The sequence below is a fragment of the Butyricimonas synergistica DSM 23225 genome (assembly GCF_000379665.1).
Classification (GTDB): Bacteria; Bacteroidota; Bacteroidia; order Bacteroidales; family Marinifilaceae; genus Butyricimonas; species Butyricimonas synergistica.
The window spans coordinates 1,299,702-1,324,117 of sequence record NZ_KB903359.1 but is presented as its reverse complement, the minus strand read 5'-3'; the positions used below and the strand labels follow the sequence as shown (position 1 = coordinate 1,324,117).

Below are 24,416 nucleotides of genomic sequence, written 5' to 3'. Positions count from 1 at the left end.
GCTCATGCGTCATGATGATGTCCGTCGCACCCGCAATGGTGGTGATCGTTCTCTTCTTCGTACTCCTCCTCTTCTTCGGGACAGAGTAATACTTTAAGGTGCAGGATGGTATCTTCCAGCAGAAAACTTTTGTCTTCGTCTTTGTTCGTTTCCAAACGTTTGATAGCTGCAAGGAGTTTTTCCTCTGGAATTTTGCCGCCCAGGTTTTCAATGACGGTAGAGGCTTCAAGCGCGGTGATGAAATCTTCGTTTATTAACATATCCACGAATACGTCGAGGTATTCGGAAAAGTCGATAGCCGATTCCCAACAGATACGCAGAAGGTTAGCTTTTCCTGTGTCGCTTGTCGCATTGATAAGTTTATCCATCAAAATGGTTTTGAAGTTGGAATCTTTCACGTCCGAAAGTAACGCCGTGAGGTTTGTGATGACCGCCGTGTCCTGGCTTTGTTGTAAAATATCCAATAATTCCGCCGCGATAGAGATATCGCCTTCTTGTTTGATTTGCTCAATGGCACTTTTCACGACTTCCATGTCGTTACTTGCCAATTGTTTGAGTATATCTTGTTTGTTTTCCATATCGTCCTTATATAAAAAGTGTATCCGATACTTCCGAGTATCGGATACAAATATAAGGATCATTTACGGGATTTCTTCGCTCTGGGATGGAAATTTGTGATCGTATCCCGGGTGAAGTTGTTGTCCAGATGTGTGTAGATTTCTGTCGTTAATATGGATTCATGTCCCAGCATATCTTGTACCGTGCGAATGTCTGCCCCTCCGTTCACTAGGTGGGAAGCAAACGAGTGACGGAACGTGTGGGGAGAAACTACTTTTTGCAATCCGGCACGGCGAGCCGTTTCCTTGATGATATTGAAGATCATCACGCGGGAAAGGGCTTTCCCCATTTTATTCAAGAACAGGATGTCCTCGTGCCCTCTGGCTTTTTTCATTTTGTCCCGGTCTTTTTTCAGGTAGCAACGAATCTCGTCTTTCGCTCTTGCTCCCAGCGGAACAATCCGTTCCTTGTTGCCTTTTCCCTCGATTTTGATATATCCAGTGCGGAAATTAATCTGTGATAGTTTCAGGTTCACGAGTTCCGATACGCGCAGACCACAGGAATAAAGTGTTTCCAGGATCGCTTTGTTGCGTTGTCCCTCTTGTTTATTCATATCAACGGAGTCGATCATCGTTTCGATTTCCTCAACGCTTAATACACTTGGAAGTGAACGTCCGATTTTAGGGGCATCCAGAGAAGAAGCGGGATTTTGCCCGACGGCTCCGTCGTATAGTAGGTACTTGAAGAAAGATTTGATACTCGAAATACCCCGTGCTTGCGTGCGGGGAGTTACTCCGGTGTTCTTCAATTCCATGAGATACTCGTTTAACACATTATACGACACCTCTTTCGGGTCTAATGGAGGAGTCAATTTTTCACAATAAGCAGCCAGCTTCCTAATGTCGTTTAGATAGGCCTCTACCGAATTTGGAGATAGCGATTTTTCTAAGACCAAGTAAGTCCGAAAACTATCTATCGTTTCGTTCCAAGTCATGTTTAACCGTGTTACAATATAAATAATACAAATTCTAATTCACCACTTTCACCTATATAAAGAGAGCTATATAAGTTTTCGCCAGCTAAAGATAGGAGTTTTTTTGTGACTTGTAACACTTTTCTCAAGTTTAACGTAAAAAAAATCCGTGAAGGCTTTTGTAATAAAAATTTAATTGCCAAAATACGGCTTCCGTAATCCCGGTTCGTCGTTTTTTTGTTAATTTTGCAAAAGAATAAAAACAAACGTTATGAAGGTATTGATTTTAAATGGACCGAATCTTAACTTGCTGGGAATTAGAGAAAAAACTATATACGGAGAAACTTCTTTTGAAGACTATCTCGCGGGGTTAAGAGAGTTTTATAAAATGGTTGAAATCGATTATTACCAGTCTAATGTGGAGGGTGAGTTGATTAATAAGATTCACGAGGTCGGGTTCACGTATGATGGGATTATCTTGAACGCAGGGGCTTATACCCACACGTCTATTGCCATTGCGGATGCGATTGCCGCGGTTTCCAGCCCCGTGATAGAGGTACATATCTCGAATACTGCAAAACGGGAGCCCTTTCGTCACGTGTCTTGCCTGACGGCTGTATGCCAGGGAGTCATTGCCGGATTCGGGTTGAAATCTTACGAGTTGGCGTTGCAAGCTTTAATAAACGAATGATTTTATAGGTATGAAGAAGACAAAGATTGTGGCTACCATATCGGACAAAAGATGTGATGTAGAGTTTTTGGAGAGTTTATATCGTGCGGGCATGAATGTCGTGCGATTGAACACAGCCCATCAGGACATGGAGCAGGCATTGAAGGTGGTGGAAAATGTTCGGAAAGTTTCGGATAAAATAGCCATTCTGATCGATACGAAGGGGCCGGAAGTGAGAACCATGATGATGGACGAGCCCATGCACGTAGATAAGGGCGAAACGGTCTATTTGACGGGTGATCCCGAGTTGAAGATGGAGGGTAAGTTGATTCATGTGTCTTATCCGTATTTCGCGGAAGACATTAAGGTGGGGGATAAGGTGTTGGTGGATGACGGCGATGTTGAATTGATTGTCGTTGAGAAGTTCGACCACTACTTGGAAATGATGGTGACGAACGAGGCGGTTATTAAAAATCGCAAAAGCGTGAATGTTCCGGGGGCTTCGTTAAAGTTGAAATCTTTGAGTGACAAAGACCGGGCGTTTATTGATTTTGCCGTGGATAATCATTTGGATTTCATCGCGCATTCTTTCGTGCGCAACAAAGAGGACGTGATGGCAATTCAGGCTATATTGGACGCTAAGGGCAGTAAAATCAAGGTCATTGCCAAAATCGAGAACCAGGAGGGTGTGGATAATATAGATGAGATATTGGATTATGCCTACGGGGTCATGGTTGCCCGCGGGGATTTGGGTATCGAGATCGAGGCGGAGAAGATACCGAAGATTCAGCGTTACATCGTGAAAAAATGTATTGAGAGCAAGAAGCCCGTGATTATTGCCACGCAAATGTTGCATACGATGATCGAACACCCAAGACCCACCCGGGCGGAGATTAGTGATATAGCCAATGCCATTTACATGGGTACGGACGCTATCATGTTGAGTGGCGAAACGGCTTACGGGGCTTATCCCGAGGAAGCGGTGACCGTGATGCGGGAAGTGGCGGAAGAGAACGAGGGAACCGTGCCGCCGGATGCGGGAAAAAACCTGGTGCGTATTAATAATGAAATAACTGCCGCTTTGGCTCGTTCTGCCGTGAAGACGGCTTTGATGCTGCCGATCAAGGCGATCGTGGTTGACACTTTATCCGGTCGTACGGCACGTTACCTGTCAGCTTTCAGGAGTAACTTGCCCGTCTATGCCCGTTGCTATAACGAGCGGGTGATGCGGGAGTTGGCTTTATCATTCGGTATATACCCATATTACACGGAGAAGCCAATGTCGCGTGACGAGTTCATGAATGATCTTCCGGAAATGTTAATGAAGAATGGTATCAAAGCTGATGATTATGTTGTGGTTGTCGGCGGTAGCTTCGGACATGGGAAAGGGGCTTCATTTATCGAGGTTTGCAAGATCGGAGAGATAAAATAAAAAAGAAAGCCGGCTTAAACGCCGGCTTTTCTTTTTTATTTCTTCTCTTTCAATATATCTCTGATTTCAGTTAATAGGACTTCTTCCTTTGAGGGGGCAGGCGGTGCCGCTGGGGCTTCTTCTTTCTTGGTTCTCAGTTTATTCATAAACTTGATGGCGATAAAGATGGAGAAAGCGATAATTAAAAAGTCGATCGTGGTCTGCAAAAAATTCCCATAGTTAATGGTAACAGCCTCGATCATTTTTCCGGTAGCTTCATCCGCATGAGCTTGTTTCAATACAACGTGCAGGTTTGAAAAATTCATACCACCGATCAACATCCCGATAGGAGGCATGATAATATCGCTAACAAGGGAAGATACAATTTTTCCGAAGGCACCACCAATAATGATACCGACAGCCATATCTACCACGTTTCCTTTCAGGGCAAATGCTTTAAATTCGTCTAAGAGTTTCATATTTCGAAGTTTTATTTGTTATATAATTTATGTGTTTGAACGGCTAAACTCTCGAAATGTTGTAAAACTACATGAATTATTTTTATCCCGGGAAAAATAAAGGGGTAAATTTATATTATTATTGTAATTTTGTGAGGGCAAAAATGGATATAATGGAAGAGAAAAATAGGGAAAGGCAAATATACAGGGTCACTATCGTCGGTTCGATAGCGAATTTCGGGTTGTTGGTTTTCAAGTTTGTGGCGGGGATACTCGGGAAAAGTAGTGCCATGATTGCTGATGCCGTGCATTCGCTTTCCGATTTTATCACGGATATTATCGTGCTAGTATTTGTCCGGGTGTCCGCCAAACCGAAGGATGCCGGGCATGATTACGGGCACGGGAAGTACGAGACACTTGCCACTGCGATCATCGGTCTGGTGTTGTTGATGGTAGGCACCGGGATTTTTTGGAACGGGCTGAACAAGATTATTGCCGTTTCGAGAGGCGAGGCGATCGGGAATCCCGATATGATCGCATTGGTAGCGGCGGTCGTTTCGATCGTGGTAAAAGAGATCCTTTATCGTTACACCACGCTCGTGGGATGCCGGGTGCAGAGTCAAGCCGTGGTTGCTAACGCCTGGCATCACCGCTCGGATGCTTTTTCATCGATCGGTACGGCTTTAGGTATTGCCGGGGCGATTTTTCTGGGGAAAGACTGGCATATTCTCGACCCGATAGCGGCGGTCATCGTGAGTGTTTTCATCGTAAAAGTATCCATCCAACTGTTGATCCCTTGTATGAACGACCTGTTGGAACGTTCCCTGCCGGAGGAAATAGAGAAAGAGATTATTGCAATTATAAATGAAGATCCGCAAGTGAAAGACCCGCATAACCTGCGTACTCGCCGTATCGGCAACGATTTTGCGATCGAGGTGCATATCCGCGTGCAACCGGATATGACGGTACGGGAAGCGCACGTGGTGGCGACGGATATCGAGGATCGCTTGAGGAAAAAATACGGGTCACGTACTCACGTGGCTGTGCATGTGGAACCTGTGAAAAATTGAGAGATAAGAATGAGAAGAATCGTGTGGTGGTGTGCCGCGGTGTGTTGCGTGGCGGTATTGTTCGGGGCTTGTAAGGAAGAGGTTAAAAATAATCGCCCTTTCGTGTATTTCAAGAATTACCAGCGGACGTTTAATGATCTGAATGATCGGCATCTGTCCTCTGCCAAGCGTTTGGGAATAACACCCTTGACCTCGTCGGTGGAGTTGAAGAAAGCCGACCGGACGTTGAAAGAGATTAAAACTTGCAGCCTTTTCAAGGTGGATAAGCTTACCCATTCCGAACCTTATTTAGTCCCGGAGGCTTGTGATCTGCTGGGAACGATAGCCCGTAATTTCAAGGATTCGTTGTATCAAAAGGGGCTGCCCTCCCATAGTATTATTGTTACCAGCGTGTTGCGTACTGGGTCGAGCGTGAAGAACTTGCGGAAAAAGAATATCAACGCGAGTGCCAATTCCGCCCATGTCTATGGAACCACTTTTGACGTGGCATACGCCCGCTTCGAGAAAGACGGGCGAAAGAATGCTCCCGTGGAGAAACTGAAAAGCGTTTTGGCTGACGTGTTGCAGGACTTGCGTTTGCAGAAGAAATGTTACGTCCGCTACGAGTACAAGCAAGGGTGCTTCCATATTACGGTACGGTAGAGCGGGATATTTCTAATCCGTTTCATGCTGTATTCGCTCGAAAATTGTTTATCTTTGCAAACCCGAATTTTTGGGAGTAAGAACGTGTTATATAATAGATTGATAATAAAAATACAAATATAGACTATGGGTTTACAGTGTGGAATAGTCGGTTTGCCAAATGTGGGGAAGTCGACACTATTTAATTGTTTGAGTAATGCCAAGGCTCAATCAGCCAATTTCCCTTTCTGTACGATCGAGCCGAACGTGGGAGTCATCACGGTGCCGGACGAGCGATTGAATAAATTGGTGGAGCTGGTGCAACCTCAGAATGTGGTACCCGCCGTGGTGGAGATCGTGGACATCGCCGGGTTGGTGAAGGGTGCCAGCAAGGGCGAGGGATTGGGTAACAAGTTCTTGTCCAACATCCGGGAAACGGACGCGATTATTCACGTGTTGCGTTGTTTTGACGATGACAACATCGTGCACGTGGATGGTAAAGTAGACCCGATCCGGGATAAAGAAACGATTGATACCGAATTACAGTTGAAAGACTTGGAAACCGTGGAAAATCGCTTGGCTAAAGAGGAAAAGAAAGCTCAAACCGGGGGGGACGCTAAAGCCAAACGCCTGGTGGAAGTTTTGCATCTTTATAAAGATGCCCTGGTACAGGGAAAATCCGCCCGTTCCGTGCAGTTGAACGATTTGCAACAGGAAGTCGCGAAAGAGTTGATGCTGTTGACCAACAAGCCGATTCTTTACGTGTGCAACGTGGACGAGGCTTCCGTGGTGAAGGGTAATAAATACGTGGATATGGTTCGCGAGGCGGTAAAAGACGAGGGTGCGGAGGTGCTGGTGATCGGTGCCGCTATCGAGGCGGATATTGCCGAGCTGGAAACTTACGAGGAAAAACAGCTTTTCCTGGAGGACTTGGGGTTGGAGGAAGCCGGGGTGAATAAATTAATTCGTACTGCATACAAATTGTTGAACCTAAGGACTTATTTTACGGCAGGTCCGAAAGAAGTGCGGGCGTGGACGTTCAAGAACGGCATGAAAGCACCCCAGACAGCCGGAATTATCCATACCGATTTCGAGAAAGGCTTTATCCGTGCCGAGGTAATTAAATACGACGATTTCGTTGCTCTCGGTTCCGAAGCTAAATGCAAGGAAGCCGGGAAAATGTCCGTAGAGGGAAAAGATTACGTGGTGCAGGACGGCGACATGATGAACTTCCGGTTCAACGTTTGATACATCGGTTTTAATGAATATATAACAGGGGTTGTCCGAAAAAGTAAATTCAACTGCCCCCTTTAACTCTCCCTTACACAGGGGAAGTTAGAGGGGGCAGTTGAACGAAACTTCTCTTTTCAGACAATCTCTTTGTTTTTTCAGGCACATTCGCATGAATGTGTATTTTTTATTCATGGTTATTATTAACTTTACGGCACGAACGAAAAAATACATATTTGTCCAACAATATGAAATGGCAATCTTGCATATAGTTACGCGAAACGAACAGCACTTCGAATTGAAACAAAACAGACAAACTTATCAGGTTTGTCCGTTGTAATTATGCCATTATTAAAAGTAAATACCATGATGAAGAAAATATATCCACGCATGGGCGACACGCAAACCGTGTATCTGAACGCGGTCGTGAAAGACCCGTCGATAGAAATCGGTGATTATACGATTTATAATGACTTTGTATCCGATCCCTGTCTGTTCGAGAGGAACAATGTGTTGTATCACTATCCTATAAACCATGAACGGTTGGTAATAGGCAAGTTTTGCTCCATTGCTTGTGGGACAAAGTTCCTGTTCAACTGTGCCAATCACACGTTGAAATCCCTGTCCACGTATACATTCCCCTTGTTTTACGAGGATTGGAATTTGGAAAAGTCCGATGTTGCTTTCGCCTGGGATAACAAAGGGGACATCATTATCGGAAATGATGTTTGGATAGGTTATGAAGCGGTTATCATGGCGGGCGTGCATATTGGAAACGGGGCTATCATTGCGGCACGGGCGGTCGTGACGAAAGACGTTGCCCCCTATACTATTGTCGGGGGAACTCCGGCTAAAGAAATAAGAAAACGGTTTAGCGCGGATGTGATAGAACGATTGCAAGCGTTGGCATGGTGGGATTGGTCTGCCGACAAGATACGACAATATTTGCCTTGTCTGATGAATGGGAATTTGGATGAATTGCCGGCGAATAAATGAATAGATTTCGGTGAGATAGGGGAGAGAACGGGGTGAGAATAGGGATCAACTTCGGTGCAAAGTCGTTTCAACTTCGGTGCAAAGACCTTCGCGAGCGATGTTGTATTGACTTTGTACCGGGAGTGATTCAAAGTTGTTCCCTTTCTTCGGCTTGTTCTCTCCCTTATTTCAGCTTGATTTCTCCCTGTCGGGGATATTTCGGAATATGGATCATATTAAGCCTCTTCCATTTCCCTGTTCGCAACGTAGCCTCGCCACTTCTCGATCAACTGTTGCATATCTTGCGGGACTTCCGAGTCGAAGTCCATCCATTCGCCCGTGGCGGGATGCTCGAAACCTAGGGTTTTGGCGTGCAGGGCTTGACGGGGACAGATAGCGAAACAGTTTTGCACGAACTGTTTGTATTTCGTGAATGTCGTTCCCTTCAATATCTCGTTGCCGCCGTACTCGGGGTCGTTGAACAAAGGGTGCTTGATTGACTTGAAATGTGCCCGTATCTGGTGGGTGCGTCCGGTTTCCAGCACGCATTCCACGACGTTGACGTAACCGAGGCGTTCCAATACGCGGTAGTGGGTGACGGCGTGTTTGCCGTAGTCGCTGCCTTCGGGAAATACTCCCATGATCTTGCGGTTGGAGATGCTTCTGCCGATATTGCCGATAACGGTTCCGGTTTCTTCTTCCAAGTTACCCCAACAGACTGCGACGTACTTCCGGCTCGATGTCTTGTGGAAGAATTGCGATGCTAATTTGGTTTTCGCTTCTTCCGTTTTAGCGATGACGAGCAAACCGGAGGTATCCTTGTCTATCCGGTGTACCAGTCCCGGTCGGGGATCATTCTCTTTGAACAGCGGGTTGCCTTTCAAGTGCCACGCGAGGGCGTTCACCAGCGTGCCCGTGTAATGCCCATAGGAGGGGTGCACCACCATGCCCGGTTCCTTGTTGATTACCATGAGGCAGTCGTCCTCGTACACGATGCGGAGAGGTATGTCCTCCGGGATTACCCGTATTTCCCGTTTCGGGTGGGGCAACATCAAGGTCACGAGGTCTTTGGGCTTCACCCGGTAGTTCGATTTCACGGGCTTGCCGTTCACTTGTATGCATTGGGCTTCTGCCGCCTCTTGTATCTTGGTGCGCGACACGTTCGGCAGGCGGTCTACCAGAAAGCGGTCTATACGCAACAAGTTCTGTCCGGGGTCGACTTCCAGGCGGAAATGCTCGTAGCTTTCCTGCTCCTGTTCCGTTTCGTCCTCGTTTAATTCTTCTAGCTCTTCTAATTCTTCTTCTATCATGGTAATTGCTCCTCGATGGACAGGGAATCCAGTGCCATTATTTTTTGTGCGTCTTTCGTGAGGTGGAGTATAATATCGCTTCCCATCTTCATGGTCATGTTTTCCTCCGCCTCGGGTGTTTGTCGGTATATGACTGCCGTCATGCGGTCGGCTTCTGTTCGTACCGTGTTGTCGGGGATGATTTCGCCTATATTCAGGAAAGCGTACAGTGTGATGTTCCGGGCTTCCGCGAGCGTCTTGCCGAGCAGGTTGGGGATAGCTACCTGATCGTTGGACGTGTTGCCGTTACCCAGCACGATATCCACGGTTTCCCCTTTCTGGAGGACGGTATCGGGTTGCAGTACGTTGCCTTTATATTTGAAGTCCAATACGAGATTCTTGTAATTTGACGGGGCATATTCTATCCTCCCGATGTTCAGCCCGAGACTGCGCAACCGTTGCAACGATTGTCGGAAAGCCGTGTTACGCAGGTTGGGGAATATCACTTTTTCCGGGGCGTTGGCGTTGATCGTCAATTGTATCGCCCGGTTGTTCTTCACGCGGGCGTTGGGGGCGGGGAATTGTTCCACGACGGTACCCGGCTTCGCGTTGTTGTCGTAAATGGAATCGACGACGACGATTTGTAATTTCTTTTCTTTGGCAAAAGGGGCAGCCTCTGCCGGGGTAAGTCCCCGTAATTCCGGCACGGCGATATAATAGCCGTGGTTCGTGTATTTATCCAGTTGCCTTAATACGATATACCCGATTACGAATAGCAGGATGACTGCCACGACCAGGTTGACGAGTAACACGATGATATGTCCTTTTTTAAAGAAACCCATGTAGTTTATAAAGTTTTTAAATTGTCTTCATCTTGCAAAAATAAGAGAGATTTTTCAATTATCACTACTATTTTACTATTTTTGCTCTGAAAATAAGTAATCAGATGATGGTAAGAGTTGCATTTTTACTCCTGTTGTTTTGCGTGTCAGGACATATCAACGCGCAAGAAGTCAAGATAGAGAAGTCGAAAGAATTGGTCGTGATCGGTGGAAAATCCTTTTATCTCCACACGGTGCAACCCAAGCAGACGCTTTTTTCTATTTGTAAGGCATATGGGGTGTCGGTCGATGAGGTGAAGGCTTTGAATGGGAAGCAGGACAATGCGCTCTCCGTGGGCGAGGTGTTGCAAATTCCTCACGTCGAGCCTTTCAAGCGGGTGGACGACAAATATTACTATCACCGGATGCGTCCGAAAGAAACACTCTATTCGCTTTCCCGAAAGTTTGATATCAAGCTGAAACGGATATTGAAGGAGAACCCGGAGTACGACGTGAGCCGTCCGATTGCCGAGGGGGCGGTGGTACGCTTGCCGTTGCGCCAGATAGACCGGGGTGTATTGGAGGCTGAATTGCGCTGGCTTGACCGCCAAGAGCAAGAAGCAGCACGCCGGGAAAAGGAGGAGGCAACCCACGTGGCTTTTTACCCGCCTGCCCGGGATTCCCTCGACGGGATGATCCAGCAGGTGGTAGGGGATACCACGTTCGTGATTCCCGAGGTGGCGTTCGAACGGCATCACGTGAAAGTGGCTCTCTTGTTGCCCCTGTCCGTGAAAGATAATAAATTACCATTTTCCGCCGAGGAGATTCCGGTGGATACGCTGGGCGTAAATATTCGTGACGAGAGATGGCGTTTGAGCGAGAAGTCCGCGCCGTTCCTCCAATTTTACGGGGGGGTGCTGATGGCGGCAGACAGCTTGAAACGGCTGGGTTACACGATCGACCTTCACGTGTATGACACGGAACGTGATGTGGCGGCAACACAAGCCGTGATCGGGGAGTTAAATCAATTGTCGCCCGATCTGATTATCGGTCCCGTTTACGCGAATACCTATAAACTGGTAGCCGAGCAATTGCAAAATAGGGTGATTCCCATGATTTACCCGCTTTCGTCGAGAGCGGGAGAGTTGGCTCGTTTCCCGAATTTCGTGCAAATGAATATATGTAACTCTTCGTTGGTTGAGGAAATGGCAGGTTGGGTGTCGGCTAATAGTCGGGAAGCCCACTTGATAAATATTATCCCGGACGGCAACGCTCGTTCCGGTGAAGAAAGCCGTTTGCCGGCATTGATTCGTGCCCATTTGCAAGGGGAGATTGCCGAGCCGATGGTGGATTACCGGTGGCGTCCCCAGATGCACGTCGATTCGGTACGCAAGGTGTTACGCCCCGGAGTGGAGAATATTATCATTTTCCCGACGCTTAACGAAGCGGCGGCAAGTCGTACGTTGCCCGTGCTTTCGGCATTGGCAGATCATTTTAAGATCACGGTGATCGGTTTCCCGGAGTGGTTGAAGTTTACTTCCATTGACGAGGAAATGTTCTACAAGCTAAACGTGAAAATCATGGCAAACAGCTACGTGGATTACCAGGGGAAAACGGCAACGTCTTTTTCTGCAAAACACAGGGAATACTTCTATTCGGAACCGAACAATATTGCTAACCGTGCTTTCGATATGGCATTGTATTTTATCCCGCTCGTGGAGAAAGAACGGACAAACACGTTGAACTCCTTGCGCAACTCTGATGCCGAGGGTATGTTTACCCGCTTCCGCTTCCGTCCGATGGGAAACTTCGGCGGCTTGGAAAACCGGGGATTGTACCTGATTCATTATGATTCCAAATACAACATTATCGTAACACCGCTAAAAAGATAGACTTGTTGATCTTATCGATTCGTGATACGATCGATTTTAGATTTATGATTTTTTGATTGAAGGATTCAGAGATTCTGTTTGTTTCAATTTTAATAGCGGCATTCTTTTTGATAAGAATAAAGAAGTTTGAAATTGCTAAATTGACCCTGTTATGTCAGAATCTATTACCTACACGAATATACAGAAAAAATACAGAGCGTTATTAAAATCATGTAAGAATCTGGTGTCCGCCGAGGATGTGCGGTTGGTGCGCAAGGCTTTCGACACGGCGATGAATGGTGGCGGAGATGCAAAGCCCGTGACGGAAGAGGAGCTTATCCGTTTGATGGACATCGGGATGATTATCACCTCCGAGATCGGGTTGGGGCGTACCTCGATCATCTGCCTCGTTTTGCGGCGGGTGGTGGAATCCGGCACGTTGAAAATCGAGCGGGTGAAGGCGGTGTTTGGTGACAAGGTGGCACAAATCTTGTCCGGTTTGCATGACATCAGCCGTATTTATGCTACCCATCGGGTTGTCGATTCTGATAATTTCCGAAAATTATTATTAAGTTTTGCCGAGGACGTGCGTGTGCAGTTGATCTTCCTCGCGGAGAAGTTGTACGACCTGCGCCATGCCGACAACCTGCGTCCCGAGCAACAGCGGGAGCTGGCGCGGGAGACGAGTTTTATCTACATCCCGTTCGCCCATCGCTTGGGGTTGTACAATATCAAGTCGGAGATGGAAGACCGGGCATTGCGTTATAGTGAGCCGGAGGTGTACCGGGAAATATCCATGAAACTGGAAGGTAGCCGGGAAGCCCGAGAGAAATATATCAACGAGTTTATCGCCCCGATCGTGGAGGAATTCAACAACCGGGGAATCAAGTTCAAGGTGAAATGGCGGACGAAGACCATCGCTTCCATCCTCAACAAGATGCGAAAGAAGCAAGTGGAGTTCGAGGAAATATACGATATTTTTGCCGTGCGCTTTATACTGGAGAGTTCGGGAGCGGAGGAAAAGGCGGATTGTTGGAGGGCGTACTCCATCGTGGCGGACAAATACACGCCGAACCCGCAGCGGTTGCGCGACTGGATTTCCGTGCCGAAGTCCAACGGGTACGAGTCGCTCCAGACCACCGTGCTGGGACTGAACAACCGTTGGGTGGAAGTGCAGATTCGCACGGAGCGTATGGATGAGGTGGCGGAGAAAGGCTTTGCTGCCCACTGGAAATATAAGGGTGGAACTGCCGACAAGGCGATCGAGGAATGGCTGACCGAGTTACGCGAGATACTGGAGAGTTCCGATGTCGGTGCAGTCGATATGCTCGACGACATCAAGATCAATTTGCAGGACAAAGAGGTACACGTGTTTACCCCGGCGGGGGATTTGAAGACGTTGCCCGCGGGGGCAACCTTGCTTGATTTCGCTTACGCTATCCACACGGCAGTAGGTTCCCGTTGCGTGGGGGGGAAGGTCAACCAGCGCAACGAAACGTTGCGCTACGTGCTGAAGAACGGCGACCAAGTGGCTATTCTCACCTCCAACAACCAACAGCCGAGTGCCGATTGGCTCAATATCGCCATCACTTCCAAGGCACGCAACAAGATCCGGCAGTTTCTCACCGAGCATTCCCGCGCGCAGGCGACGCTGGGAAAAGAGATGCTGGCACGCCGTTTCAAGAATTGGAAACTGGAGTTGACAGACGAGGTGATCCATCGTTTGCAGCAACACTATAAATACAAGTTTGCCATCGACCTCTATCAAGCAATAGCCGAGGAAAAGCTTGATATGTCGGAGATTAAGGAGTTTATCACCCGCCCGAAGGAGGAAGAACGGACCGTCACTCCCCCTCGGGAGGAAGTGCTGGTGATGCCTTCCCGCCCGATCAGCGAGGATGTGTTGTTGATTGACCGGAACGTGGACAATGTGGTCTACAAGTTTGCCCGTTGCTGCAATCCCGTTTTCGGTGACGATATTATCGGTTTCGTTTCCATCGGCGAAGGCATCAAAATTCACCGGACACAGTGTAAGAACGTGATCGACCTGCAACGCCGCTATCCTTACCGTATCGTGCAGGCGGCATGGACGAATGCCGGGGCTACGTCCTACCAGACCGTGTTGAGTATCGTCGGTCGGGAGGACGCGGGGATGGTGACGAAGATCACCGAGGTCATCTCGAAAGACCCGAAGATCACACTCCGCGGCTTGTCCATCAATTCCTGCGAGGGATTGTTTGACGGTCAGATTACTGTGCTGGTCAGTGACACGGAACACCTCTCGCAATTGATCTCTCGTTTGAAAAGGATACAGGGCGTCATCCGGGTGTATCGTCAGGATTCAGTGAAAGAGTGAACAACCATAGGTCTATCGATTCTCTACCTCAAGTACAAATCATGAATGAATCATAAACGTAGCATAGACGTAAATTTGTGTTTATGCTACGTTTATGATTCGTTCATACAGGTTTTTTGCGGTTAGGTAACGATGATGCAATGATTGTTCTGTCGTTTTACTTTTTCATCCCTATTTTCTCCAACCATTTCAATACCCCGTCTTTTGAATTTGCTACGTGGTCTCGGGCAATGGCGTAGCCGTCGAGCACGTTAGCGCCTTTTTCCAGTTCCCGGATAGTTTTAATCGCATCAGAGAAACGGCTACCGCCGTGCGTGCAGAACGGGATGATGGTTTTGCCTCTGAAATCGTACTCGTCGAAGAACGAATAGAGCGGCATCGGCATGTCGTACCACCAGTTGGGGAACCCGACGAACACCACATCGTAATCCTTCAGATTCTCGATATGCGTAGCCAGCTTCGGACGGGCGTTATTGTCGATTTCCATTTTTGCAGTATCAATCAGAGCTTTATGCGAACCGGGATAGGTGTGGACTGTCTTTATCTCGAAAAGGTCGCTTCCCGTGGCTTCACTGATAATGGTAGCAACATATTGAGTGTTTCCCATTATCTTTCCATTGGAAAGGATGCGGCTTGCGCCCGACGAAGCATCCACACCGTCTGTTTCGGGAACGGAAAAGTAAACGACCAGTGACTTCCCTTTGGTTCTGTTCGCGATTGTTTGGATAGGTTGATCCGATACGCCCTGCACCGTATTTGTTCCTTTCGATATGTTTTCACGTCCTGCCGCCCAACAATAGATTGTTATCGTACAAGCGATGATTGCCAGTATTCCTGCTGTTATAATTTCTTTTTTCATGTTCGATCATTTTTATTGGTTATCGTATTCTTCATCTGTTACGGGTTCTAGCCACACGGCACCGCCTTTCGACTGCTGCGAGCCTATGGCGATGTGTGTAAACTCGCTATCGGGGGCGGCTCCATGCCAATGTATCACGTTCGGGGCGATCTTCACGACATCGCCGGGACGCAGCACTTGTACAGGCTTGCCTTTTTCCTGATAGCGTCCTTCACCGGATGTGCAGGGCAGAATCTGCCCACCCGGATGTGAATGCCAACTGTTGCGTACACCCGGTGCGAAGGTCACGTTGCCTACTGTACAATCCATTGAGTCGGCTTTCGTGACGAACATTTCAAGCCACGCCTCGCCCGTGAAATTCGGGGTGTCAGGGAGTTTGTTCCCTTTCGGGAAAATATCTTTGACAGCACAATTAGCTATGCCGGTTGTTGCGATGGCAAGTACCTGGTCGAGTTGCTCTTCCGTCATGCCGAGGTTTTGGCAGATGGCTATGTGTCCACGCAACATCGGTTCAACGCTTTCGCCCAATGCGGCGATGACCGATACCGTGGCTAATTCCCGTTCGGAATAGGTCAGCACGTCGCGCTCGAAGAGGTCGGCGAAAAGATGTTCTTTGAGAAAACGCTCGATGGCAGGGGCGAACTTGGCATACCCGGCTTTGGGCGCATCGGCCGGAATGCCGGAGATTTTTGCCAGTATGTCGCGGCCTCGTTCGTAACGGGTGCGGTTGTCTTCGACGGGAGAGGCGTCCCTGCCCACGGTGTCTTCAATGCCCTGTGCTTTTCGTTCGTCCAGAACAGCGATGAAGGTTTGCAAGGCACGGAGACTGCGAGGGAAACCGCAATAGGCATACGCGTGTATCAGGAGTTCGCGGATTTCGTTCACGGTTAGCCCGTAGTCCAATCCTGCGGCAAGGGCGGGTTTCAGGTTCTCCAAGTCGCCTTTGCCCGTGCAGGAGGTGATTTTCACGATGTGTTGCTGACGCATGGTCAGTCCGTTATCCGACGAGGCGGGTTGTGCCATTGTATTCATTGCTGTCATAAGGCAGATGCAAATAATTACATGTATTTTTCTCATACTAGTGTCATTATAGTTTCTTATCGAAAAATTCCGTCAGCTTTTTAACCGCCATATCTACGTACTCCGGCACGTAGTAGGTCTTGATATGCGTGGCGCCAGGAATAAGGAACAGTTCTTTGTCCTGTGTACCCATGGCACGGCTGTAACACAGTTCCGTCATGTAGAACGTGTCCGCAATGCTGCCGGCTATCATCAATAATGGCTGGTTGATGAGATACATGTCCGCTGCGGCATCGAAGGCGAAGAGGTCCACGAGGCTGCTCTTGGTGTAGCGGAACGTTGAATTGGGATGGGCGTGGCTTTGCAGATAATACTCGTAGCCATCTCGATAGAGGTCGAACGGTAATGCAGCCGCTTGTTCGGGTGTCACGCCGCTCATGTCGCCCACGTATTCGATCTCTCCGCCTTCGGCTTCCTTCTGGCGGGCGGCACAAGCATCGGCAAGCCGCTCCTGCACCGTGTTGATCTGCGAGTCAAGGAACCCGTTACGGCGCACCAGTCCCGTGTTGAACATGCTCAAGGTCGCAACCGCCTTGAACCGTTTGTCGGTCTGTGCGGCTTTCAGCGTGTAGCCGCCGCCACCGCAGATACCGAGTATGCCCACCCGTCGCGAATCGACGCCCGGATATTGCAGCAGGATGTCGGCGGCACGGCGGATATCCTCGATTCGATTGGCCGGTTTGTCCGTGTTGCGAGGCTCTCCCTCGCTGGCACCCTGGTAGGCAGCGTCGAATGCCAGACAAATATAGCCCTGTTCTGCCATGCGCTGGCTGTAAAGTCCGGCCACTTGTTCTTTCACGCCGCCATTGGGATGCGCTACCACGAGGGCGGGATAGCTTTTCGACGGATCGTATCCTGCGGGCGTATAGACGTTGGCAGCGATCTTCAACCCGTTCAATGTGTAAGTGATGGGATGGATATTTACTTTGCCTGCCACATTTTCCATGAGTGCGTCGGCATAGACCAATCCCCACGGGTTGTTGTTATGGCTCTTTACAGCAGGTGCTTCTACAAATGCCAGACTTTGCGCATAGGCTGTCCCGCGAAGGGTGGCAGTCATGCAAATTGCGATAATAAGTGTTTTCTTCATTGTTTTATAATTATGCCGTAGGGCGGATTTATACTCGACTTATAGCTTGTTTTGTACTGCTGCAAAACCGTGTGCAGTAATTCAACAGTAATTCGATGTGTGAAACAATAATGGTGCTGCTGTGTCGGTCGATGGAATGGTGCAATTCCTTGTCGATCTCCTTCAGGCAGTCGGCGATGGTCTGTTGCTCACGTTCAGTTAAAGCTCCATGACAACAGCAACGGGTGGGATAATCATTGATATGTTGTTCCAGAGGCGTGTCGCAAAGCAGGTCGGGATGGAAAATTACACCCGTATAGCCTTTTGCATTGCGATGGAATGCGGCGGGTATCTCGAATATCTCTCCCGGGTTGACTAATCGCAGGGAAGTTTGTACTCCACTTTCATCCGGTCGGCAAATCAGCGCGTAAAAATTGCATGGCATACGCAAGTCCTCGCTTAGTTTGTTGCCGGACAGATTGGCAAGACTGACCAACGGGTGCAGAGTCTCTTGTCCCGTGAGTTTGTTGAACAGGTCTACCGTAATGACATTATTCGTATTTATCTTGTTCCAATTCATATTCTTTTGATTGATGATGCAAAATTATTCCGGTTCTACAAGGAAACAGCTATCCAAATTACTGATTGGAGTATAACTTTTACTGATAACGAAAGATAGTCGGGGAAATATGTTATTTTTGTATTCAACAAAAGATAAATAGTTATGGATAAGATCGTAAATATAAAAACTGTTGGAGAGTACAATGAACATTGGGGAGTTGAAAACCGACATCCTTTGGTCAATGTATTCGAAGGTTCGCAAATTATGCGTCCCATACCGAATTGCCGGAAAAACTTTGACCTGTATGTGATCTTTTTGAAAGATGTAAAGTGTGCAGACTATCTAAAATACGGGCGCAAAGAATACGATTATCAAGAAAACACGCTCGTGTTCGTATCACCGGGGCAGGTATTCGGTTATCCAGCGGATGGGTCCACTTATCAGGCGAAAGGTTGGTGCCTCTATTTCAGTCCAGAATTGTTACGTGGAACACAGCTCGGCCGGCATATCAAGGACTACACGTTCTTTTCGTACGATGTCCGTGAGGCTCTTCACCTCTCGCTGCAAGAACGCGAAACTATTATTGACTGTTTGAAGAAAATAGACGACGAGATAAATAATGGTATGGATAAACATAGTAATATGATCATCGCGTCTGCCATAGAATTGTTTCTGAACTATTGTACCCGTTTCTATGATCGCCAGTTCATCACCCGCAAGAAAGCTAACAAGGATATATTGGCTCGTTTTGAAGAGTTGCTTGATGGATATTTCGCATCAGATAAGCCACAATCGTACGGAACGCCATCCGTGGCCTATTGTGCAGAACAACTGCATCTGTCTGCCAATTATTTTGGTGACTTGATAAAAAAAGAAACGGGCAAGTCGGCACAGGAGTATGTGCAACAGAAAATCATGGATACAGCGAAAGATATGCTGGCTAATTTGGAAAAGAGCGTTAGCGAAATCGCATACGCCTTGGGTTATCAGTATCCCCAGTATTTCAGCCGGGCATTCAAGAAAGTGGTGGGGTGTACACCGAATGAATACCGTATGGCTGAATAGACAAAATCCAAGCGACGGAAAATTGTCACGGGGATTTCTTTAGCGTGATTACCGTCACCTCCGGCCATGCCCCGAAGCGGAGGGGCATAAGCCCGATATAGCCCAGTCCCACGTTGACGTACAATCCTTGCTTGCCCTCCGTGTACAGCCCGCTCCATTCGGGGTAGAGGAGGGCGGACGGGGAGAGTCGACCGAGGGCGAATTGCATGGCGTGGGTGTGACCGGAGAGGGTGAGGTCAATTCCCGAGGCGAGTACTTCCCGGTGCCAGTGCGTGGGGGTATGGCTTAGCAATAGCTTGAAGGCGGTTGCTTCCGTGCCCAGTGTTGCCAGCCGGAGGTCGCTGTACCGGGGAAGCATCCTTCCCCCGTCGTCGCCGACGCCGACGAGGGTAATGCTGTCCGTGCCGCGGTGCAGTTTCACGTGCCTGTTGTCCAGCAGGTGCCAACCCATGGCTGCTTGCCGTTTCTTCAGTTCTTTCAGGTTTTCCCAGCGGGCTTTTTCATTTTCCCAATGGTGGTAAGGACTGTAATCATGGTTCCCGAGGACGGAGTAAACACCGTCGGGAGCCTTGAAGCCCGCAAGGATGTCCTGCACGGGGTCGAGTTCTGTCGCCATATTATTCACGAGGTCGCCGGTGAACACGATGAGGTCGGCTTGTTGGGCGTTGACGAGATCGACCGCTTTTTGCAGCGACTTTCTGTCCCCGCGCCAGCTCCCGGCGTGAATGTCCGAGATTTGTGCCACCCGGTAGCCGTCGAAAGCCGCCGGGAGATCCGGGGAGGCGAACACGACCTGTTTCACCTCGAACTGTTTCCGCCCGAGGAACGTGCCATAAAGAATCACCAGCATCGTGGCGGCTCCCGCTACCACGCCCAGCCACGCGAAGGGATGGGAATGCAGCTTCAGCAGCCGCCTCACGGGCAGGTCGACCAGCGAGCAAAGGGAAAATACTACCTTCGGCAGTGCTACCGCCAGATAGGCAATGACGAAACCCCCGATAAACGCTTGCCCGCCATGCCCTCCCCGCGAGAAGAGCAATATCCACAGCAGCCCGAGCAACAGCACCGCCGAGGGCACGAACCAGAGTTCCCGGCTGCGTCCGCTTGCCACGTGTTTCTTGATGTATAACTTGTAAATATAAATGTCCGGCAGTACCAGCAAAAGAATAAAGTAAATCGATAGTTTTTTAATCATACCCGTTCGTGAGTTTTATAAGTGATCGTCCAAAGTTATCATTTCTTTTCACGACGTTTCCCGGTGTAAGGTTTTTTTACTTTTCTTTTAGTAATCTTATCGCCATTGTCGGGGGAGTCCGCGTCACGGGTCGGTACTTTTTTGTCGTTGAAGTGTTATAAAAAAACAAGGCTCGTGAAATAGATGCCGGATCAAAGTTATGAATTAAAATCGTATGTATGGAAAATCCAATTGTAAAAGTTGAACATTTGTACCATCGTTACACGACACAATGGGCGATCGAGGACATTAGTTTCGAGATCGACGGCTCCGGAGTGGTGGGGTTGTTGGGTTCGAACGGGGCGGGGAAGTCGACGACGATGAATATTATTTGCGGTGTGTTGAAACAAACTCAGGGAAAAGTATTTATTAACGGGATCGACACGCTGAAACATCCGGTGGCGGCACGGAAATATATCGGTTTTTTACCACAAAAACCACCTCTCTACCCGGATTTGACGGTGGACGAGTACCTGCATTTTTGCGCGGAGATACACTGGATGGATCGGAAAAAGATCAAGACGGCAATCGGGGAGGCGGAAGAACGTTGCGGGATTACACACATGAAAGACCGTTTGTTACGTAATCTTTCAGGAGGTTACCAGCAACGCGTGGGTATCGCACAGGCTATCCTGCACGATCCGAAGTTCGTGGTGCTGGACGAGCCGACGAACGGGTTAGACCCGAACCAGATATTGGAAGTACGCCAGTTGATCCGGGACATTGCAGAGGAACGTACCGTGATGCTCTCGACGCATATTTTGTCGGAGGTGCAAGCTACTTGTTCCACGATCAAGATGATTGAACACGGACGGGTTGTTTTCTCCGGCAGCGTGGAGGAATTTGACAATTATATCGAGCCGAACACACTTTACGCTACTTTCGATTTGCCCCCGTTGCCGGATGAATTGATGACGATTCCCGGCATCAGGAGAGCGGAGAGCGAGGGAAGCCACGGTGTCCGTTTGATGTATGATGGTGACCGGGATACGATTAAGCTAGTCATCCGTGAAAGCGTGGCTCGGGGATGGGAGATGACGGAAATTAGGGTAGAGAAAAGCTCGATGGAAGCCGTGTTCGCTAAATTGTCTGGGAAATAATCATTTAAAATGGAGGAAAAATTATGAGAGCAATATACAGGATAGCCCGTCTGGAGTTATCAAATCTTTTTTACTCGCCGGTAGCGTGGCTTCTACTCGTTCTTTTCGTGTTTATGACAGGCATGGGATTTGCCGATATGATGGAGATGCTGGCAAGGCGGCAAGAGCTTGGAAGCCGGGGTTTGTTCGCTATATCTAGGGTGATATTTTATTCTCCTTTCGGGGGATTGTGGGCTAAAGTGAGCCAGTTTCTATATTTGTTGATGCCTTTGTTGACCATGGGACTGATTAGCCAGGAATTTAACCGGGGATCGATCAAGTTACTTTTCTCCGCCCCGATCACGGGCAGGCACATCGTGCTCGGGAAATACTTGGGAATCATGTTGTACGGCTTGTTAATGATGGCGTTCATGTTGGTTTACGTGTTGATAGCCGGGTGCCTCGTGGAGTCGTTCGATTGGTCGGCGGTGTTGACGGGATTGTTGGGATTGTATTTTTTGTTCGGGTTGTACGCTGCCATCGGGTTGTTTATGTCGACGTTGACCACTTACCCGATCGTGGCGGCAATAGGAATGTTTGCCTTGTTGACCTTGTTGAATCTGGTTTCCGGTATCTGGCAGGAATTCGCTTTCGTGCGGGAACTCACGTATTGGTTGTCGCTTGGCGGTAGGGCAAATGCATTTATAAGAGGGTTGATTTGTAGTGAAGATATTTTGTATTTCGTGCTCATGAGCGTGATGTTCTTGTGTTTTGCGATATTGAAATTGCAATTGTGTCGGGAAAGCTGTTCTTTTACCGGGAAAGCTGCCCGTTATCTTGGGGTATTCCTCGTGGCGGTGTTCTTGGGGTATCTGACTTCCCGCCCGACCATGAAATGGTATCATGATTCCACGCGCACGAAGAGCAATACTTTGACGCGAGCCAGCCAGGATATCGTGGCACAATTGGATGGAGGATTGAAGATTACAACTTACGTGAATCTCTTCGGGAGTATTCATAGCATAACGACGAAAGGAATCAATAATGACATCGCCCGTTACGAGCGGTATATCCGTTTCAAGCCGGAAACGAAACTCGATTATGTCTTTTATTATTATGCGGACACGATGACGGAGGGTTTTAAAAAACGGTACCCGGAAAAGACCCTGTACGAGGCAGCCAAAGATGCGGCTAAATTGCAAGGTACCCGGTTGGGAAAATATCTTTCTCCCGAAGAACTGGCACGGGAAGAAGTGGATAAAAATATTGATTTGAGTGATGAAGGTTACCGTTTCGTGGCTTTGATAGAGCGGGATAACGGGCAGAAGACCTTTCTACGGGTATATGCCGATATGAACCGTCTTCCGAGTGAAACGGAGATTTCCGCGGCGTTGAAACGAATCGCGATGAAGTTGCCTCAAGTGGGGTTCCTGTCGGATCATGGTGCCCGCTCGATCATCGGGGATAAGAACCGGGATTATTCTTATATGGTTGCCGAGAAAATGTATCGGAAGTCGTTGTTAAATCAAGGATTTGACGTGACCGACGTGAACTTGAAACGTAACCCGGGGGTATTGGACAGCTTGGATGTACTTGTTGTGGCTGAGCCGTTGGAACCTTTCACGCGTGAAGAGTTGGAAATACTGTATCGTTACGTGGAAAGCGGAAAAAATCTGGTGATTGCCGGGAAACCGAAGACTTATTCCCACTTGATGCCTTTGATGGAATATTTAGGATTGAGTTTTGAGCCGGGCATCTTGGTTCAAAGGCAAATTGACGAGTATCCTGCCCATTTGTTCCTTTGTCGGGCGACGAAAGAGGCTCAGGATATATCCCGTCTATGGAAAAGTTTGTACGTGAACACGAACACGGGGCGTCGTCCCGCATCTTTGGTTATGCCGGGTGCTTTGGCTATTGAGCAGAAAGCTGAAAAAGGATTTCGTGTAATACCCTTGTTCCAGGGACGGGATTCCGCCAGTTGGAATGAATTGGAAACGATCGATTTCGTGAATGACACGGCACGCCTGAACCCGAAAGCGGGGGAACGTGAAGGGGTGAAAACCACAATGGTCGGGTTGGAACGTGAACAAGCCGGGAAACAACAACGGATTATCGTGCTCGGGGATGCCGACTGTTTCAGTATGGGTGAGTTGTCCACTACCCGCCGGGGGATATCGTCGGCGAATGGGGATTTGATTATGTCGATGTTCGACTGGTTGTCTTACGAGGAATTACCGGTAGACACCACCCGTCCCGATCCGATAGACAACACGTTGAACCTGGGTATGGATGCCGGGGGAACCTTGCAAATCGTGTTGAAGTGGATATTGCCGGCATTGCTCCTCTTGCTGGGGATACTGGTACTGATCCGAAGGAAAGGGAAATAAATTTGTTGCTTGGGTAAATAATTTTTTCTACTTTTGAAAAAATTATTTACCCAAATATGAGGTGTAACGGGCAAGATACAGCAGATGAGGATTGGATCAATGGCTTGAAGAACAACTCGAATGAAGTTTTTGAACGGGTCTTCCGGGAGATGAGTCCCGGTTTGTTCCGGTTCGCTTTAGCCTATACCATGAACGCGGACACGGCGGAAGATATCGTGCAGGATACTTTTATGCGCTTGTGGACGATGGCATCCTCTCTGCCGGACGATACGAATATTAGCAGTTATCTTTATTCTTCCGTGAAACATTCCTGTCTGAACTATTACAAGCATCTTCAAGTGGAAGATTCCAACAGGACTAAATTGACTGAGGCGTTAATTTATGTCGGGACTTTGGAGTACGAGGACGACAGTGCTTTATTTGACAAAGTGCAGGAATGTTTGCAAAAATTGCCAGATCAACAACGTAAGGTGTTGGAAATGAAAATTTTTCAAAATATGAGTTATAAGGAGATCGCCCGGGAACTCAAAGTTTCGGAGGTTACCATTCATACACACGTGAAACGAGCCTATAAATTTATCCGGGAATCTTTGCCCTTGCTTTATGCTTTTATGATCGTGAAGGGAATCGTGTGATTTTAGGTTTTAAATTTTAGATTGTAGATTCCAGTTGCACGAGGCGTGTATCTATTCTGTGATTTAATGATTCTCAATTTCATGATTATCCCTTGTATTTCTACCCTGTTACCCGGGTAATAATCTCTCCTCTCCGATGCCTC

The 24,416-nt window shown here is 48.2% G+C and carries 22 protein-coding genes; 12 read left to right on the top strand and 10 right to left on the bottom strand.

Annotated features, from left to right (window positions below; translation table 11 throughout):
* Nucleotides 1–2: 2 nt before the first annotated feature.
* Together A3CY_RS0105825 and xerD are read right to left on the bottom strand one after the other, a co-directional pair.
* Nucleotides 3–578, bottom strand: a complete 576-nt coding sequence (locus A3CY_RS0105825) for a hypothetical protein (protein WP_155828192.1) — start codon at nt 576–578, stop codon at nt 3–5.
* A 59-nt stretch (nt 579–637) separates the two neighbouring features.
* Nucleotides 638–1,552, bottom strand: coding sequence for a site-specific tyrosine recombinase XerD (gene xerD, locus A3CY_RS0105820; RefSeq protein WP_018336967.1), 915 nt, complete (start codon nt 1,550–1,552; stop codon nt 638–640).
* Nucleotides 1,553–1,802: 250 nt separating this feature from the next.
* Between xerD and aroQ the strand changes: the two genes are divergently transcribed.
* Together aroQ and pyk are read left to right on the top strand one after the other, a co-directional pair.
* Entirely contained in the window at nt 1,803–2,222 is a 420-nt protein-coding gene (aroQ, locus tag A3CY_RS0105815) for a type II 3-dehydroquinate dehydratase (RefSeq protein WP_018336966.1), read from the top strand.
* A gap of 10 nt (nt 2,223–2,232) precedes the next feature.
* Complete coding sequence (gene pyk, locus A3CY_RS0105810) at nt 2,233–3,633, top strand: pyruvate kinase (protein WP_018336965.1); 1,401 nt, start codon at nt 2,233–2,235, stop codon at nt 3,631–3,633.
* Between the two features lie 35 nt (nt 3,634–3,668).
* On the opposite strand, the gene mscL is transcribed toward pyk, so the two are convergent.
* Nucleotides 3,669–4,091, bottom strand: coding sequence for a large-conductance mechanosensitive channel protein MscL (gene mscL, locus A3CY_RS0105805; protein WP_018336964.1), 423 nt, complete (start codon nt 4,089–4,091; stop codon nt 3,669–3,671).
* Between the two features lie 152 nt (nt 4,092–4,243).
* Between mscL and A3CY_RS0105800 the strand changes: the two genes are divergently transcribed.
* From A3CY_RS0105800 to A3CY_RS0105785, 4 genes are all read left to right on the top strand, one after another.
* A complete protein-coding gene (locus tag A3CY_RS0105800; RefSeq protein ID WP_051082707.1) occupies nt 4,244–5,140 on the top strand; it encodes a cation diffusion facilitator family transporter in 897 nt (298 codons plus the stop codon).
* 9 nt (nt 5,141–5,149) lie between these two features.
* The gene (locus tag A3CY_RS0105795) at nt 5,150–5,782 is read left to right on the top strand and encodes a DUF5715 family protein (RefSeq protein ID WP_018336962.1); all 633 of its coding nucleotides are present in this window, start codon (nt 5,150–5,152) and stop codon (nt 5,780–5,782) included.
* 126 nt (nt 5,783–5,908) lie between these two features.
* A complete protein-coding gene (gene ychF / locus A3CY_RS0105790; RefSeq protein WP_018336961.1) occupies nt 5,909–7,009 on the top strand; it encodes a redox-regulated ATPase YchF in 1,101 nt (366 codons plus the stop codon).
* Nucleotides 7,010–7,357: 348 nt separating this feature from the next.
* A complete protein-coding gene (locus A3CY_RS0105785; RefSeq protein WP_018336960.1) occupies nt 7,358–7,987 on the top strand; it encodes a CatB-related O-acetyltransferase in 630 nt (209 codons plus the stop codon).
* A gap of 215 nt (nt 7,988–8,202) precedes the next feature.
* Here the strand turns inward: A3CY_RS0105785 and A3CY_RS0105780 are convergent, their stop codons facing one another.
* Together A3CY_RS0105780 and A3CY_RS0105775 are read right to left on the bottom strand one after the other, a co-directional pair.
* The gene (locus tag A3CY_RS0105780) at nt 8,203–9,276 is read right to left on the bottom strand and encodes an RluA family pseudouridine synthase (RefSeq protein ID WP_018336959.1); all 1,074 of its coding nucleotides are present in this window, start codon (nt 9,274–9,276) and stop codon (nt 8,203–8,205) included.
* Entirely contained in the window at nt 9,273–10,097 is an 825-nt protein-coding gene (locus tag A3CY_RS0105775) for a PASTA domain-containing protein (protein ID WP_018336958.1), read from the bottom strand. The genes A3CY_RS0105780 and A3CY_RS0105775 overlap by 4 nt, the downstream gene beginning before the upstream one ends.
* 104 nt (nt 10,098–10,201) lie before the next feature.
* Here A3CY_RS0105775 and A3CY_RS0105770 point away from each other — a divergent pair, with 104 nt between their 5' ends.
* Together A3CY_RS0105770 and A3CY_RS0105765 are read left to right on the top strand one after the other, a co-directional pair.
* Nucleotides 10,202–11,968, top strand: a complete 1,767-nt coding sequence (locus tag A3CY_RS0105770; protein ID WP_018336957.1) for an amino acid ABC transporter substrate-binding protein — start codon at nt 10,202–10,204, stop codon at nt 11,966–11,968.
* A gap of 151 nt (nt 11,969–12,119) precedes the next feature.
* Complete coding sequence (locus A3CY_RS0105765; protein ID WP_018336956.1) at nt 12,120–14,303, top strand: RelA/SpoT family protein; 2,184 nt, start codon at nt 12,120–12,122, stop codon at nt 14,301–14,303.
* Between the two features lie 157 nt (nt 14,304–14,460).
* On the opposite strand, the gene A3CY_RS0105760 is transcribed toward A3CY_RS0105765, so the two are convergent.
* From A3CY_RS0105760 to A3CY_RS0105745, 4 genes are read right to left on the bottom strand one after another with little or no spacing between them, the layout of a single operon-like run.
* Nucleotides 14,461–15,162 (bottom strand): flavodoxin, encoded by a 702-nt coding sequence (locus tag A3CY_RS0105760; protein ID WP_018336955.1) that lies wholly within the window; start codon nt 15,160–15,162, stop codon nt 14,461–14,463.
* A 12-nt stretch (nt 15,163–15,174) separates the two neighbouring features.
* Nucleotides 15,175–16,239: a carboxymuconolactone decarboxylase family protein gene (locus tag A3CY_RS20335; protein ID WP_040371272.1), complete on the bottom strand. Its 1,065-nt coding sequence runs from the start codon at nt 16,237–16,239 to the stop codon at nt 15,175–15,177.
* A 10-nt stretch (nt 16,240–16,249) separates the two neighbouring features.
* Nucleotides 16,250–17,332, bottom strand: a complete 1,083-nt coding sequence (locus tag A3CY_RS0105750) for an alpha/beta hydrolase (protein WP_018336953.1) — start codon at nt 17,330–17,332, stop codon at nt 16,250–16,252.
* A gap of 28 nt (nt 17,333–17,360) precedes the next feature.
* Nucleotides 17,361–17,891, bottom strand: coding sequence for a hypothetical protein (locus A3CY_RS0105745; protein WP_018336952.1), 531 nt, complete (start codon nt 17,889–17,891; stop codon nt 17,361–17,363).
* 144 nt (nt 17,892–18,035) lie between these two features.
* On the opposite strand from A3CY_RS0105745, the gene A3CY_RS0105740 reads away from it, so the two are divergent.
* Nucleotides 18,036–18,938 (top strand): helix-turn-helix domain-containing protein, encoded by a 903-nt coding sequence (locus A3CY_RS0105740; protein ID WP_018336951.1) that lies wholly within the window; start codon nt 18,036–18,038, stop codon nt 18,936–18,938.
* A gap of 25 nt (nt 18,939–18,963) precedes the next feature.
* Here the strand turns inward: A3CY_RS0105740 and A3CY_RS0105735 are convergent, their stop codons facing one another.
* The gene (locus A3CY_RS0105735) at nt 18,964–20,133 is read right to left on the bottom strand and encodes a metallophosphoesterase (RefSeq protein WP_018336950.1); all 1,170 of its coding nucleotides are present in this window, start codon (nt 20,131–20,133) and stop codon (nt 18,964–18,966) included.
* A gap of 218 nt (nt 20,134–20,351) precedes the next feature.
* Between A3CY_RS0105735 and A3CY_RS0105730 the strand changes: the two genes are divergently transcribed.
* From A3CY_RS0105730 to A3CY_RS21900, 3 genes are read left to right on the top strand one after another with little or no spacing between them, the layout of a single operon-like run.
* Nucleotides 20,352–21,272, top strand: coding sequence for an ABC transporter ATP-binding protein (locus tag A3CY_RS0105730; RefSeq protein ID WP_018336949.1), 921 nt, complete (start codon nt 20,352–20,354; stop codon nt 21,270–21,272).
* 23 nt (nt 21,273–21,295) lie between these two features.
* Nucleotides 21,296–23,638, top strand: coding sequence for a Gldg family protein (locus A3CY_RS0105725; protein ID WP_026207353.1), 2,343 nt, complete (start codon nt 21,296–21,298; stop codon nt 23,636–23,638).
* Nucleotides 23,639–23,694: 56 nt separating this feature from the next.
* On the top strand, nt 23,695–24,273 hold the full coding sequence (locus A3CY_RS21900) for an RNA polymerase sigma-70 factor (RefSeq protein WP_018336947.1): 579 nt from the start codon (nt 23,695–23,697) through the stop codon (nt 24,271–24,273).
* Nucleotides 24,274–24,416: the final 143 nt, after the last annotated feature.